Annotated in this window: 11 protein-coding genes; 5 read left to right on the top strand and 6 right to left on the bottom strand. The window is 57.5% G+C overall.

Features of this window, described 5'->3' with window-relative positions; translation table 11 throughout:
- The first annotated feature begins 145 nt into the window (after positions 1-145).
- Together idnO and ACL2XO_RS23350 are read left to right on the top strand one after the other, a co-directional pair.
- Entirely contained in the window at positions 146-910 is a 765-nt protein-coding gene (idnO, locus tag ACL2XO_RS23355; protein ID WP_132925642.1) for a gluconate 5-dehydrogenase, read from the top strand.
- 76 nt (positions 911-986) lie between these two features.
- Positions 987-1463, top strand: coding sequence for a YhcH/YjgK/YiaL family protein (locus ACL2XO_RS23350; protein ID WP_413741604.1), 477 nt, complete (start codon positions 987-989; stop codon positions 1461-1463).
- Positions 1464-1494: 31 nt separating this feature from the next.
- Here ACL2XO_RS23350 and ACL2XO_RS23345 read toward each other — a convergent pair whose 3' ends face one another.
- The gene (locus ACL2XO_RS23345; RefSeq protein ID WP_413741603.1) at positions 1495-1992 is read right to left on the bottom strand and encodes a winged helix-turn-helix transcriptional regulator; all 498 of its coding nucleotides are present in this window, start codon (positions 1990-1992) and stop codon (positions 1495-1497) included.
- Between the two features lie 167 nt (positions 1993-2159).
- Between ACL2XO_RS23345 and ACL2XO_RS23340 the strand changes: the two genes are divergently transcribed.
- The 3 genes from ACL2XO_RS23340 to ACL2XO_RS23330 all read left to right on the top strand — a co-directional run bounded on the left by ACL2XO_RS23340 (position 2160) and on the right by ACL2XO_RS23330 (position 5429).
- Positions 2160-2879: an SDR family oxidoreductase gene (locus tag ACL2XO_RS23340; protein WP_413741602.1), complete on the top strand. Its 720-nt coding sequence runs from the start codon at positions 2160-2162 to the stop codon at positions 2877-2879.
- A 68-nt stretch (positions 2880-2947) separates the two neighbouring features.
- On the top strand, positions 2948-3829 hold the full coding sequence (locus tag ACL2XO_RS23335; RefSeq protein ID WP_413741601.1) for an NmrA family NAD(P)-binding protein: 882 nt from the start codon (positions 2948-2950) through the stop codon (positions 3827-3829).
- Between the two features lie 127 nt (positions 3830-3956).
- Positions 3957-5429 (top strand): Fic family protein, encoded by a 1473-nt coding sequence (locus tag ACL2XO_RS23330; protein WP_413725566.1) that lies wholly within the window; start codon positions 3957-3959, stop codon positions 5427-5429.
- Between the two features lie 110 nt (positions 5430-5539).
- On the opposite strand, the gene ACL2XO_RS23325 is transcribed toward ACL2XO_RS23330, so the two are convergent.
- The 5 genes from ACL2XO_RS23325 to ACL2XO_RS23305 form a co-directional block, all read right to left on the bottom strand.
- Entirely contained in the window at positions 5540-6955 is a 1416-nt protein-coding gene (locus ACL2XO_RS23325; RefSeq protein ID WP_413741600.1) for an efflux transporter outer membrane subunit, read from the bottom strand.
- The gene (locus tag ACL2XO_RS23320) at positions 6945-10088 is read right to left on the bottom strand and encodes an efflux RND transporter permease subunit (RefSeq protein ID WP_413741599.1); all 3144 of its coding nucleotides are present in this window, start codon (positions 10086-10088) and stop codon (positions 6945-6947) included. Before ACL2XO_RS23320 ends, ACL2XO_RS23325 begins: the two co-directional genes overlap by 11 nt.
- Positions 10089-10096: 8 nt before the next feature.
- On the bottom strand, positions 10097-11233 hold the full coding sequence (locus tag ACL2XO_RS23315; RefSeq protein ID WP_413726840.1) for an efflux RND transporter periplasmic adaptor subunit: 1137 nt from the start codon (positions 11231-11233) through the stop codon (positions 10097-10099).
- Positions 11234-11847: 614 nt separating this feature from the next.
- Positions 11848-13380: a histidine ammonia-lyase gene (gene hutH, locus ACL2XO_RS23310; RefSeq protein WP_132925653.1), complete on the bottom strand. Its 1533-nt coding sequence runs from the start codon at positions 13378-13380 to the stop codon at positions 11848-11850.
- 57 nt (positions 13381-13437) lie between these two features.
- Positions 13438-14391 (bottom strand): hypothetical protein, encoded by a 954-nt coding sequence (locus ACL2XO_RS23305; RefSeq protein ID WP_413741598.1) that lies wholly within the window; start codon positions 14389-14391, stop codon positions 13438-13440.
- Positions 14392-14429 lie beyond the last annotated feature (38 nt).

The following is a 14429-nucleotide window of genomic DNA, read 5'->3' as shown; positions in this document are numbered from 1 at the left end:
AACGTTTTTCGCTGGCGAAATTAAATAGCCGGGAATGTGGGTATTTTATCTGAACGATAAATAAATACTTTCACATCGTATTAATTGTCGCCGGACGAATAGCCGGCGGCACGCTAAATACCGTAAGCCCAATCTGTAGGAAAAAATAATGAATTTATTTAGTCTTGAAAATAAAAAAATATTGATTACCGGTTCTGCCCGGGGAATCGGTTTTCTCACCGCGCAGGGGTTGGCGGAATATGGCGCGGAAATTATCATCAATGATATTACCCAGGAGCGGGCGGAAATTGCGGCGCTGAAGCTGCGCGATATGGGGTTTAACGCCCACGCCGCCGCATTCGACGTGACTGACGCGCAGGCGGTGGAATCCGCCGTGGAGCATATCGAGCGGGATATCGGCGCCATTGATGTGCTGTTCAACAACGCCGGCATTCAACGCCGCCATCCGTTCACCGAATTTCCCCTCAAAGATTGGAATGACATTATTGCCGTTAACCAGACCGCGGTGTTCCTGGTTTCCCAATCGGTATCACGCCGCATGGTTCAGCGCCGCGCCGGTAAAATCGTCAATATCTGTTCCATGCAGAGCGAACTGGGGCGCGACACCATTACCCCTTATGCCGCCGCCAAGGGGGCGGTGAAAATGCTCACGCGCGGTATGTGCGTGGAGCTGGCGCGCTATAACATCCAGGTCAACGGCATTGCGCCGGGCTATTTCAAAACGGAAATGACCCAGGCGCTGGTGCAGGATCCTGTATTTACCGAATGGCTGTGCAAACGCACGCCGGCGGCCCGTTGGGGCGATCCGCGTGAGCTCATCGGCGCCGCGGTATTTTTATCCTCCGCCGCGTCGGACTTCGTCAACGGCCATCTGCTGTTTGTGGACGGCGGCATGCTGGTGGCGGTGTAAAGGCTCAGAGGCGTTGCCCTGAGACTCCGCCGGCGCCGCCATGGCGCGGCATCCCCCTATCCATCAAGGAATTGTCATGATTATCGATACACTGGCGCGGGCGGCGGTGAATCCGCTCTATCCGGCCATCATTCGGCGGCTGTTGCAGGCGCTTGAGCAACATCCGCTGGCGCAACTGGCCACGGGCCGCTATGCCATCGACGGCGACGCCCTGTTTTTTTCGGTTATCGAAGGTAAGAGCCGGCCGTTGCACGAGCAGCGGCCGGAGTTGCATCGCCGCTATGTGGACGTGCACCTGTTGCTGGAAGGCGAGGAGGTCATCGGCGCGTCGCCGCTGGATAGCCGGCAGCTTTCCGACGGCCCCTTCAACGAAGAAGGGGATATCGGGTTCTACCGGGGCATGGGTGAGGAGAGTCTCATCCGCCTGCGTCCCGGAGACATCGTCTTGCTGTTTCCCGGTGAGCTGCATCGTCCTATGGCTACTCTCGGCATTCCGGGACGGCTGCGCAAAGTGGTGGCGAAAATCGATGCATCGCTGCTGCCCGGGGAATAAAGCGGATAGCCGCCGCCTTATGTTTGAGCGCTTAATCCAGGTTTTGCCGGGATGCGGCGATTTTACCGCGGACGGCGTCGGTGGCGCCGGGACCGGCGACAATCTGGTAATTCACCGGTGATATTTCCTCGCCGGTATTTCTGTCGGCCAGGAAAGGCGCCGCCAATTTTTTGGTTTTGAGATTTTCCAGTTGGACAATGTCCCCCTCCGGGGCGAAATATTTATTGCCCCAATCCAATAATGCCCACAAGACCGGATAAAAATCGCGACCGCACTGCGTCAGGATATATTCATAGCGCTCCGGACGTTCACTGTAGCGGCGGCGTTCAAGAAGACCGGAGCCCACCAGTTCTTTAAGGCGGCGCGTCAGCGTATTCGGCGCAATGCCTTCCACGCCTTTTTGAAACTCATCGAATTTCCTGGCCCCATAAAAAGCTTCGCGCAGAATCAGGATGCTCCACCACTCCCCCACCTGATCAAGGCTGCGGGCGATGGGGCACACCAGCTCGTCAAAACTCTTATGTTTCATACTTGCTCCCGGTTAAAAAAACCACAGGTATTAAAAGTCACTTGCATGATGATAGTTTCGCATATACTATCATCATGCAAGTAACTATGGCGAGAGCATGCGCCCATGTCAAGTCAATGCTGGTGCATTGAATAATCACCGCTGTAACCAACCTAAGGATCATGACGATGAATATCCAAGAAAAATCAGTATTGATCACCGGCGCCAATCGCGGCATCGGCGCCGAAATCGTGCGCGCATTCCTGAAATACGGCATCGGCAAGGTGTATGCGGGCGTACGCACTCTTTCGTCCCTGCCTGATTTCAACGATGCGCGAGTGATTCCCGTACAGCTTGATATCACCAAGCCCGACGACGTGTCCGCCGCCGCCCGGCAGATAGGCGCGGTGGATATTGTGCTGAACAATGCCGGCATTATGAACTACACCTCTATTCTCACGGCCACAACCGCAGAGCTGTCGGCGGACATGGACGTAAACTACTATGGCACCGTTCGCATGATGCAGGCCTTTGCGCCCCTGATGGAAAAGCGCGGCGGCGTAATCGCCAACGTCGTCAGCGTGGTCGGCCTGGCGTCGGTGCCGGGCATTGAGGGCTATTCGGCATCGAAAGCGGCGCTGTTCTCAGCCACGCAGGCGGCGCGAACGGCATTGAAGTCCAAGAACATCCGGGTCATCGGCGTTTTCCCCGGCCCCCTCGATACCGACATGGCGAAAAACCTGCCGTTGGACAAGGCCTCCCCCGCGTACGCGGCTGAAGATATCGTCAAGGGCATTATTGCCGACCAGGAAGATATCTATCCCGATCCTACCTCAAAACAGCTTTCCGTGCTGTGGGGCGGTAATCCCAAGGGCTTGGAACAATTCTTCGCCGCTATGGCGGGCTGATCAACGGCAAAAACCGCCCGCGGCAGACGTGTTTCGCGGCCGGTTCGCGCTTGGCAAAGGTGATGAAAATGACTAAGGCAAACATTCTGGTAAGCGGCGCAACCGGACGTACCGGCGGCGCGGCCATTGAACAACTGTTGAACATGGGTAAACGCGTACGGGCTTATGTGCGATCGGATAGCGAAAAGGCCGCGGCGTTGCGCAAACGCGGGGTGGAGATCGCCTTGGGTGATTTCACCAACATTGACGCTATACGCGCCGCGATGGAGGGTATCGACGCCGCTTACTTCCTCTATCCCATAGCGCCGGGCATTATCAGCGCCGCCGCTTTTTTTGCGCAGGCGGCCAAGGAAGCCGGCGTAACCGCCATCGTCAATATGTCGCAAATATCGGCGCGGCGGGAATCCGCAAGCCATGCCGCGCAGGATCACTGGATTTCCGAGCGGGTCTTTGACTGGTCGGGGGTAGCGACGACGCATCTGCGCCCGACCTTTTTTGCCGACTGGCTGGTCTATGATCACTTCGCCAAGGAGATACAGGCCAGGAAAAAAATCGAATTCCCCTTTGGCGACGGGCGTCATGCGCCTGTCAGCGCGGAGGATCAGGGGCGGGTTATCGCGCACATTCTTGCCGACCCCGCCGGCCACGAGGGCAAAATCTATACCCTGCACGGTCCCGTCGAAATGAACCATACGGAAATTGCCGCCGCCATGAGTGAGGTGCTGGGGGTGAAAATCGACTATGCTCCGGCCTCCATTGATGCCTTTAGGCAAAAAATGGAACAGGTTTACCATTTCCCGCCCTTTCTCGTTCAGCATCTCACCGAAGTGGCGCGAAACTACCAAGCGGGCATTTTTGCCGGCACCAATGATAACGTAGAAACAATCACCGGCGCCCCGGCACTTACTGTTCAGGCTTTTATCGAGAAGAACCGCGGAGTGTACGCCTGAGAAGAGTATTGGTGCGGGGGCGCGGGGAACGGCGCTCCCCATCGCGCCGCAGGCATGGTTTAACGTGGCGCAATAAGGCGCTATGAGGTCAATGGCGTCATGTCCATGGCGCGTTTATGGAGCGTTTATGGCGCAAAATTATCCATCACGCCATAATCGCGCCATCCTCCCGTTGCTCTCGGTTACCCCTGTGAACTCAATAAATAACGTCTATCAGACGATCTTCAACACATTCCAGCCTCTGACGGTGGCCGATTTGTCGGCGGAACATCCGGCCATTGCGCGACGGACCCTTCAGCGCTGGCTGAAGCAGCTTGTCGCTGATGGCAAAGTGCGGGCGCGGGGGGAGGGGCGGGGACGGCACTATGTGGTCGACCTTAATCACTCTGCGGCCCATGGGCTGATTCTGCGTGACGACTATCCCCGGTACTGGCTTTTTTCCGACGAAGATCGCGATACCGACCCCCCGAAGATTCCCCTGTCCGAGGACAGTAAGGATATTCTCGGATATATTGAGCGGCCGGTGCACGTCAGGATACCCGTGGGGTACCAGCGTGATTTTCTCGATGCCTATGAACCCAATGTGACTTTTTACCTGCCCGAACCCATCAGAAACCAGCTTTGGCGGATGGGGGATATGGAGCAGGCTTCCAAGATCGCAGGCACCTATGGCCGGGGAATATTAAGCCGTTTGATGATTGATTTGTCCTGGGCATCCAGTCATCTGGAAGGGAATACCTACAGCCGTCTGGACACCGTTAAGCTTATTGAGCATGGCCAAGCCGCCAGCGGCAAAACGGTGATGGAAACCCAGATGATCCTCAATCATAAAGCCGCCATCGAATTCCTGCTGGAGAGTGTCAAGGAGGCCGATTTCAACCGCTATACCCTGCTGAATTTACACAGTATACTTTCCGAAAACCTGTTACCCAAATTCATCGAAGGCGGGCGTATCCGCCAGCACGCGGTGGGCATCGGCAAAAGTGTCTACCGGCCGCTTATAGGAGAGGCGCACATCAGTGAAGTATTGGATTCACTGTTGATCAAGGCGCGGGCCATAACCGATCCTTTCGAACAGTCTTTTTTTATAATGGTCCATCTGCCCTACCTGCAGCCTTTCGCCGACGTCAATAAACGTACCTCCCGCCTGGCGGCCAATCTGCCGCTGCTGCGGGCCAATTTGTGCCCGCTGGCGTTTTTGGGTGTGCCGGAACAAGCCTACTGCCGTTCGATATTGGGGGTGTATGAAATGACCCGGGTCGAATTGCTGCGGGATCTTTATCTGTGGGCCTATGAACGTTCCGTGGAGGAATACCGGTCGTTGAGGCAGGAATTAAGCGAGCCCGATCCGCTGAGGCTGCGTTATCGCCTCATCGTTAAGGGTATGGTTTATCAGGTGGTGGCGGCGGCGGATCAAGACGCCATCGAACTGATCGAGGCAATGGTCGCCGCCGAAGTGAAGCCGGAGGAACAGGCCGTGGTGAAAGCGCTGGTGATAGAAGAGCTGCGGCAGCTGCACGAGGGGTCAATAGCCCGATACCGGTTACGACCCGCGCAGTTTTCCGCCTGGCAGGCCAAACACTATCGAACCTTGAATTAACCTTGACGCGGTTTATCCACATGTAAATCAAGGCGCCAAGAACTTCAGGCCGCTGGGAAATGCGCTCGGAACGTGTTGGAGCAACAGGCCCAGGGCCTTATCCGGTCTTATCAGGATTGCCACCCGCCGCCGAGGGTTTCGTACAGCGTGATTTGCTGATTCAACTGGCCGAGGTGCGTGGTGATAAGAGCCTGTTGCGCTGTATAAAGCGAACGCTGAGCCACCAGCACATTAAGATAGCTGTCGACGCCGGTTTGAAAGCGCATTTTGGCATAACCGAAATAGCGCTGGTTGGCCGCGGTATCTTGTTCCCGCGCCTGCAGTTCATCACGGTAGGTATCCTGTCCCGCCAGCGCATCCCCCACCTCTTTGAAGGCCGTTTGAATCGCCTTCTCATAATCGGCGATTTCGATGCGATTCTGCGCTTTAGCAATGGCCAAATTCGCTTTGTTTACGCCGCCGTCGAAAATGGGCAGGTTAACGGAGGGCATAAATGACCATGCCCCGGTACCGCCGTTGAGCAGACTGCTCAGGGTGCTGCTGGTGGATCCGCCGGCCGCCGTCAGGGTAATGCTCGGGAAGAAGGCCGCGCGCGCCGCGCCGATATTGGCGTTGGATGCTTTAAGAGTATGCTCCGCGGCAATAATATCCGGCCGGCGGGCCAGCAGATCGGAAGGCAGCCCGGCGGGGGTGGCCGGGAAATGCCAATCTTTGTTCAATCCCGCATTGGACAGCAGACTGGCGGGAAGATCGGTGCCCGCCAGCAGCCGCAGCGCGTTGACATCCTGACGTACCTGGCGCGTATAGGTGGCCACATCCGCCTGGGCGCTGCGCACGGAGGTTTCCGCCTGCGCCAGATCCTGGTCGCTGTAAACGCCTCCGTCATAGCCCCGTTTGGTGAGGTCATAGGACGCCTGCTGGCTTTTGGCGGTGTCTTGCGCCAGCTTCAGCAGATCGTTATCGGCGCACAGCGACAGATAGCCCGATGCCACTTGGGAGATAAGGCTTATCCGGGTAGCGCGCCGGGTGGCGTCCAGGGAGAGGTATTGCTCCAGCGCCTGATCGCGCAGGCTGCGCAGGCGGCCGAAGAAATCAAGCTCCCAGGAGGTCACTGCGAGACTGGTATTGAACTCGTGATAAGTGATTGGCCCTGTGCTGGCGGTATTATACAGGCCGCCGGGAATATGTTCGGCGGTTTCGCCGGCGGACAAATTGACGCTTGGCAACAGCGCCGCGCGATCAATCTGCACCTGGGAGCGGGCCACTTCGACGTTAAGCGCCGCCACCCGCAGATCGCGGTTATTTTGCAAGGATAGGCTTATCAGCCGGCGCAGGCTCGGGTCGGTGAAAAACGTTTGCCACGGCAAATCGGCGCCGTCGCCCGGCGTGGCGGCGGCGCCGTAATCGTAATGATTGGCGACGGGCAAGGCCGGGCGCTGGTATTTCGGTTCCAATGAGCAGCCGTTCAGCAGTACGGCGGCCAGAGCCAGCGGCAGCACAGCCGACCGGAAGGATTCAATTATCATTATGAACTTTCTCTTCATAAACAGGTTTAGCGGCCTTCTTGCCGGAAAAACGCTGGGCCACCACAACGTAAAACATCGGCACAAAGAAAATGGCGAGGAAGGTGGCTGTTATCATGCCGCCCACCACCGCGGTTCCGATGGAGTGCTGGCTGCCCGCGCCGGCGCCGCGGGACATGGTGAGCGGCAGCACGCCGAGCACAAAGGCCATGGAGGTCATGATGATGGGTCGTATGCGCATACGGGCCGCGGTAATCACCGCATCCATCAGGTCTTTACCCTCCCGCTCTTGCAGTTCCTTGGCGAATTCGACAATCAGGATGGCGTTTTTCGCCGCCAGCCCGACGGTGGTCAGCAAACCTACCTGGAAGAAGACATCGTTTTCCAGCCCGCGTAAAAGCACCGCCGCGATGGTGCCCAGTACGCCTAGCGGCACCACCAGAATCACGGAAAGCGGAATTGACCAGCTTTCGTACAGCGCCGCCAGGCAGAGGAACACCACCAGAATCGATATGCTATAGAGCGCCGGCGTCTGTGAACCCGATGTTTGCTCTTCATAGGAGACGCCGTGCCATTGCGGTTTGAATCCCTGAGGCAGTTTGGCCATGATGTCGTAAACCGCTTTCACCGCGTCGCCGGTGCTGTAGCCGCTGGCCGGCGAGCCCATGATTTCCATGGCGGAAAGACCGTTGAAACGTTCATAGCGCGGCGAACCGAAGACCCATTTACCGCTGCCGAAGGCGGAGAAGGGCACCATGGTTCCGCTGGCATTACGGAAATACCATTTATTAAGATCTTCCGGCGTCACCCTGGAGCCGGCGTTGCCCTGCAGATACACCTCCTTGACGCGGCCGTTGAACATAAACTGATTGACGTAGCTCGACCCCCAGGCCACGGAGAGGGTATCGTTGATATTCTCCAGATTGAGGCCCAATGCGCTGGCGCGTTCGTCATCGATGTTCAGTTGATATTGCGGTTCATCCGCCATGCCGTTGGCGCGCACCGCGGCTAATCGCTTATCCTTTGCAGCCAACTGTAAAAATTGGCTTTGAGCCGCCATCAGCGCGTCATGGCCCTTGTTTAGTGTGTCCTGCAAATAGAAGTCGAAACCGGTGGCATTGCCCAGCTCCATTACCGCAGGCGGCACCAGGGCGTAAATCTTGGCGTTTTTATAGCCGGCGAAATGCGCCATGGTCCGCTGGGCCAGGCTCTGCACGCTCTGATTGCCGTCGGGACGCAGGCTCCAGTCTTTTAGCCGGACGAACGCCATGGCGGTGCTTTGCCCGCGGGCGCCGAAGCTAAAGCCGTTGGCGGCAAAGACGGAATTGACCGTTGCCGCCTCGTTCTTGTGCAGCCATTCATTGATGTCATTGATGACTTTCTGGGTGCGCTGTGCCGAAGCGTTGGGGGGCAACGTCACTTGCAGCGTCATTACCCCCTGATCCTCGTTGGGCAGGAATGTGGTGGGCACGTGCTCAAAGAGAAAACCGGTGAGGACGACCAATACCAGATAAAGCAGCAAAAACAGACCGCGGCGTGAGATGACCTTGCCGACGCCATTAACATAGTGCCGGGTGCCGGAATCGAATTTTCGGTTGAACCAGCCGGCCATGCCGGTGGTTTTATGCTGCGCCGACGTGCTTTTGAGAACGGTGGCGCACAGCGCCGGGGTGAAAATCAACGCCATCAGTACCGATAAGGCCATGGCCGAAACAATGGCAATGGAGAACTGTCGGTATATGACGCCCGTTGAACCGCTGAAGAAGGCCATGGGAAGCAATACCGCCGAGAGCACCAGCGCTATCCCGAACAGCGCGCCCTGGATCTGGCGCATGGATTTGATGGTAGCCTCTTTGGGAGGCAAGCCGTCCTCAGCCATGACGCGCTCGACGTTTTCCACCACCACGATGGCATCGTCTACCAGCAGGCCGATGGCCAGCACCATGCCGAACATTGTCAATGTGTTGATGCTATAGCCGAAGGCGGCAAGTATACCGAAGGTGCCCAGCAGTACCACGGGAACCACCAGGGTGGTGACCAGGGTCGCCCTCAGGTTCTGCAAGAAGACCAGCATCACCAGGAAGACCAGCACAATGGCCTCCAACAGCGTTTTCACCACTTCTTCGATAGATGCGCTGACCACCGGCGAGGTGTCATAGGCATACACTACCTCCACGTTGCCCGGCAACGAATCCTTCACGCCCGCCACCGTCTGGCGCACCGCGTTGGCGGTATCCAGCTCATTCGCTCCGCTGGAGAGCAGCAGCGCGATACCGGCGGAAGGCATGCCGTTATAGGTGGAGTCGACATTATAGCTTTGCGGCCCCAGCGCCACTTTCGCCACGTCTTTCAGGCGTACCTGGGAACCGTCCGTGTTGACCTTCAACAGGACGTTTTCGAACTGGGCTACCGTGGTAAAACGGGACTTGCCCAAAATAGTGGCGGTGGTTTTTGCTCCGGGGATGGTGGGCAATCCGCTAAGGGAGCCGGATGACACCTGGACGTTCTGTTCATTGAGCGCGGTGGTGATATCGCTGGGTATCAGCTGATATTTGTAGAGTTTATCCGGGTCCAGCCAGATGCGCATGGCATATTCCGCCCCCATCACCTGGAAGTCGCCGACGCCTTTGGTGCGGGAAATAGGGTCTTCAAGCTTGGACACCAGCAGGTCCGCCAGATCGCTGTTGCTCAATTTCCCGTCTTTGGAAATCAGACTGACCACCATCATGAAGTTGGATTGGTATTTGCGGATCCGCAGTCCCTGATCGGTGACCGCTGCAGGCAGCTGCGCTTCCGCCAGCGACACCCGATCCTGCACCTGGACCTGGGCGATATCGGGATTGGTACCCTGATTGAACGTCACGATAATCTGCGCGCTGCCGTCGTCGCTGCTTTGGGATTCGATGTAGCGCAAGTTATCGAGGCCGTTCAACTGCTGTTCGATAACCTGCACCACGGTATTCTGCGTCGTTTCCGCGCTGGCGCCCGGATAGGTGACGGTAATCGAGATAGCCGGCGCTGCAATGGTGGGATATTGGCTGATAGGCAGATTCAGTACCGCGATAGCGCCTACCAGCATCACGATAATGGCGATTACCCAAGCGAAAATCGGGCGGTCGATAAAGAATTTTGACATATCGCCTCCTATTGCGCCGAGGCGTCGGTCATGGAAAGGGTAACGCCGTTCTTGCCGGGCACATCGTCCGAACCTGACGATACCGCCTTCACCCTGCTGCCGACGTGAATCTGCTGCAGCCCGCTGACCACCACGCTTTCGCCGGCGTTCAGTCCCTTATTCACCAGCCATTTGTCGTTGATCATCTGACCGGTGGCGATATCGGCCTGGGCAATGGTGTTATCCTTTTGCACCAGGTAAACGTAAGGCTGGCCTTTGTTGTCATGCATGATGGCTTCCTGCGGCACCAGAATGCCCTGTTCCTGTATCCCGCGCGGGAAGCTGGCATGGACAAACATGCCCGGCAGCAATTCGTTATGGGGATTGGGGAAGGACGCGCGCATCGTGACGCTGCCGGTGGCTTCATCCACCGTCACTTCCGAAAATTCCAGCCGTCCCTGCTGGGGATAAGGCGATCCGTCTTCAAGGGTCAGCGTTACCGCGGCGGCGTTATCGCCGGTTTTTTGCAACATGCCGCTGGCCAGCGCTCGGCGCAGGCGCAGCATATCCTGGGACGATTCGCTCACATCCACATAGATGGGATCGAGTTGGGCAATGGTAGTGAGGTAATTGGTTTGTCCGTTGGTAACCAATGCCCCCTCGGTGGAAAGAGAGCGGCCGATATGGCCGGAAATGGGCGCGCGCACCTGCGTATAGTCGAGATTGACCCGGGCGGTCTCCAAATCGGCTTTTGCTTCGTTGGCGCTGGCCACCGCGTCCGCATAGCTTTGCTGGCTGATGGCGTGCGCGGCGGCCAGCGGCTGGTAGCGTTTCGCCAGCAGTGAGGCATTGGTATAGGTGGCCTGCGCTTTATCGTAGGCAGCCTGATAGCTGGCGGGATCGATCTGGTACAGCGGCTGGCCCGCTTTCACCTCGCCGCCCTCGATAAACAGTCGTTTTTGAATAACGCCGTTCACCTGCGGCCGGACCTCGGCGGTTCTTACCGCCGTGGTCCGGCCGGGAAGTTGGGTGAATAATGTGATGGGCTGGGTCTGTAGCGTCACCACTCCCACTGCCGTGGGTTGGGTTGCTTGGGGGGATGATGTGTCCTGGTGGCAACCGGCGAGCAGCAGAATCAAACTGGTGTAAAGAAATCTCTGGCGCATAATGAATTTCATACCGTTCATCAAAAGAAACGAGAGCGACCGCTCCGGTAAATTCCTGTCAGCGTTCGCTTAAAAAAGCCGTAAGGTTCGCGAAGGTTCCTTATGGCGGCGAAACATTTCATCAATGTGTAATGGGTTACCCCCGGCCGTGAGCGCACATCTATTACAGATGAATGCATATCTATAACGCTGCGAAACGGCATTTGCCGCGTGGTGTAGGAGTAGTTGTTTTTTTGCCATAAGCAGCCGGTTGCCGAGTGCGATAATGAAAACGCCCCTTACAGCGCTACCAACGCAAAAGGGGCTGGCGACGTTAAACGGAATGCGGCGTTTACGTCGTTATTGGCACATTAACTCCAGGCGTGTCTGGAAATATGGAGATAACGTAAGGCATGCGCTAAGAGGTATTAAGCCACATGACTTTATTAGTGGTATGAAATGAGAATGTGATTAATTATCAATAGAATAAATTAGGTCAATGTTATGGCGTCGCAACATGGAGACATGTGTGTTTCAAGATGCATTTGCCATTTATTAGCGGGGGTATGTTTTTTAGGCAGAAAAACCGGCGGATGCCGGTTATGACGAGACATGGATACCCTGCATCAGTCCGCTCACATCAGCGGCGGTAACAATCCGTCGCTGCCCAGGGCGCCGATGATGGCGCCGGAGGCCACCATCTGCGCGGCATTGGCGATATCCGTCGCCATGTAGCGATCGGTGGTCAGCGGGGCTACCTGTTTTCTCACCTGCCGCGTTACCTTGAGCAGCTCAGGGCTGGTGGCGAGGGGCGCGCGGAATTCAATGCCCTGGGTGGCGGCCATGATTTCAATCCCTAAGATAGCATTGAGGTTATCAAGCATTTTGAGCAGGCGGCGCGCGCCGTGGCAGGCCATGGAGACATGATCCTCCTGGTTGGCGGAGGTGGGTGTGGAGTCCACCGAGGCGGGATGGGTCATTTGCTTGTTTTCGCTCATCAGGGCGGCTGAGGTCACTTCGGCGATCATCATGCCGGAGTTAAGCCCGGGAGCGGCCACCAGAAATGCCGGCAGGCCGAAGCTCAAGGCGGGATCCACCATCAGGGCAATGCGCCGCTGGGCGATGGAGCCTATCTCGGCAATGGCCAGGGCCAGGATATCCGCCGCGAACGCCACCGGCTCGGCATGGAAATTTCCCCCGGACACCACGGTATTATCGGACAGCAGCAGCGGATTGTCGGTGACGGCGTTGGCTTCGGTGCATAGCGTGGCCGCCACCTGGCGGATCAAATCAAGGGCGGCGCCGGCCACCTGCGGCTGGCAGCGGATGCAATAGGGATCCTGCACGCGCGGGTCGTTTTCCAAATGGCTTTGGCGTATTTCTGACGTTGCCAGCAAACGGCTGAGGCTTCGGGCGGTGTCTATCTGTCCCCGGTGCCCGCGCAGTTGATGGATTTCATCATGCAGCGGGGCGGTGGAGCCCATGATGGCGTCGGTGGTGAGGGCGCCGGAGATGAGCGTGGTTTGCAACGCCCGATGAGCGCCGAACAGTCCGGCCAGGGCCAGGGCGGTGGAAACCTGCGTGCCGTTGATCAGCGCCAGGCCCTCTTTGGCCGCCAGCACCACCGGTTTCAGCCCCGCCAGCTGCAGCGCCTGCCGGGCGGGCATTCTTTGTCCGAGCATCACCGCCTCGCCTTCGCCTATCATCACCGCCACCATGTGCGCCAGGGGCGCCAAATCTCCCGAGGCGCCCACCGAGCCCTGGCCGGGAATCACCGGTATGACGTCGCAGGCCAGCATCCCTTCGATAAGACGAATAATGTCATAGCGCACCCCGGAGGCGCCCCGTCCCAGGGATATAAGCTTAAGGGCCATGATCAGGCGCACCACCGGCCTGGCCAGCGCTTCCCCCACGCCGCAGCAGTGGGATAAAATCAGGTTGCGCTGCAAGGTGGCCACGTCTTCGGCGGGAATGCGCACCGACGCCAGCTTGCCGAACCCGGTATTGATGCCGTAGACCGCCGCATCCCCCGCCACAATCTGCGCCACCCGCGCCGCGCTGTGCTGTATTGCCCCTTCCATGGCCGGATCGAGGCGGACGCCCACGTCGGAGCGGTAAATTTGCTCCAGCTCCGGCAAGGTCACCTTGCCGGGTTTTAAGATAATCATGCTGTCATTCCTGTGGAGTGGATTACCGCTATCCCTATTTAGGGATAGATAATACGGTCAGGCCAGTTCTACCCGCAGCCAGATAGGGGTTTTGGTTTCAAAGGTGCTTTTCCAGACCTCGATACCCACCGCGTCGAGACGATCGGTATGTTCCGGCACCACTTCCCCCAATACCGGCTGGGCCAAATCCTCGGTGGTGGGGCCGTACTGGACGATGAATTTTTGTCCGGTGGACTGGGAAAAACGCAGCCGCCCTTTCGGGGCATCGCAGATTCTTTCCCGCACATGGATTGGGGCGGTGGATACCAGCGGGCACCAGGCATACATGGACTCGCCGGTGACCACGGCGTGATCCTGCAAAATGGTAAAGGGCAGGGCGTTGATCACATCCTGGCACAGCTCCGGGTTTTCATTCACCGCCAGATAGGCGTCCACGGTGATGCCCAGCGGCTGCCAGGTGAGGCGAATCTTGCGGCCCTGGTTGATTTTTACCCGCAGCGCCGGGTCGGCGAGGGAAGAGACGGCCGCTTCGGGCTGGCTATAGGTAAACTCTTTACCCAGGCGCCAGGGAAAGTAGTGGAAAGACCAGGCGGCCATTTTGTTGGTGTATATACAAAATGCCCTGATGGCTTCAACCGCCTGCCGGCGCGACTCGGCCTGCGGCAGCCACTCCCGCATGGCGAAGGCCAGCTTGCCCATTTTCGGAAAACCGCTGTAGCGCAGATAGTTGCTGTAGGGGTGATCGAAGCTGTCGAGGATAAAGGCGAACTGGGACAGATCGATAGCCGGATTTTCAACGATCTGCAGCAGCGGATAATAGGTATACATGGAGTAATCGCGCATCATGCCGGCCGCGATATCCCAGGTGCCGAAATACTGACCGTAGCTTCCCGCCTGATTGTCCAGCGTGCCGGTGCGAAAGGCGTGGATCTCGGCGGGTTCATCATGGGCGATTAGCCCGGTATGGCTGTGGATGTCGTTAATCACATCGCCAAGGCTCGTATAACTCATACCACTTACTCCTGTCGTCAAAAAACAACCTAACGGCT

The organism is Sodalis sp. RH15 (assembly GCF_047324255.1).
Classification (GTDB): Bacteria; Pseudomonadota; Gammaproteobacteria; order Enterobacterales; family Enterobacteriaceae; genus Acerihabitans; species Acerihabitans ligni.
The sequence above is the reverse complement of the archived record's forward strand: the minus strand, read 5'-3'. Positions and strand labels throughout refer to the sequence as shown.

Excerpts from the sequence above, each read along its gene's own strand:
- ACL2XO_RS23350 (WP_413741604.1), top strand. The coding sequence starts at position 987 with ATGATTATCGATACACTGGCGCGGGCGGCGGTGAATCCGCTCTATCCG.
- ACL2XO_RS23345 (WP_413741603.1), bottom strand. The coding sequence starts at position 1,992 with ATGAAACATAAGAGTTTTGACGAGCTGGTGTGCCCCATCGCCCGCAGC.
- ACL2XO_RS23340 (WP_413741602.1), top strand. The coding sequence starts at position 2,160 with ATGAATATCCAAGAAAAATCAGTATTGATCACCGGCGCCAATCGCGGC.
- ACL2XO_RS23335 (WP_413741601.1), top strand. The coding sequence starts at position 2,948 with ATGACTAAGGCAAACATTCTGGTAAGCGGCGCAACCGGACGTACCGGC.
- ACL2XO_RS23330 (WP_413725566.1), top strand. The coding sequence starts at position 3,957 with ATGGCGCAAAATTATCCATCACGCCATAATCGCGCCATCCTCCCGTTG.
- ACL2XO_RS23325 (WP_413741600.1), bottom strand. The coding sequence starts at position 6,955 with ATGATAATTGAATCCTTCCGGTCGGCTGTGCTGCCGCTGGCTCTGGCC.
- ACL2XO_RS23320 (WP_413741599.1), bottom strand. The coding sequence starts at position 10,088 with ATGTCAAAATTCTTTATCGACCGCCCGATTTTCGCTTGGGTAATCGCC.
- ACL2XO_RS23315 (WP_413726840.1), bottom strand. The coding sequence starts at position 11,233 with ATGCGCCAGAGATTTCTTTACACCAGTTTGATTCTGCTGCTCGCCGGT.
- hutH (WP_132925653.1), bottom strand. The coding sequence starts at position 13,380 with ATGATTATCTTAAAACCCGGCAAGGTGACCTTGCCGGAGCTGGAGCAA.
- ACL2XO_RS23305 (WP_413741598.1), bottom strand. The coding sequence starts at position 14,391 with ATGAGTTATACGAGCCTTGGCGATGTGATTAACGACATCCACAGCCAT.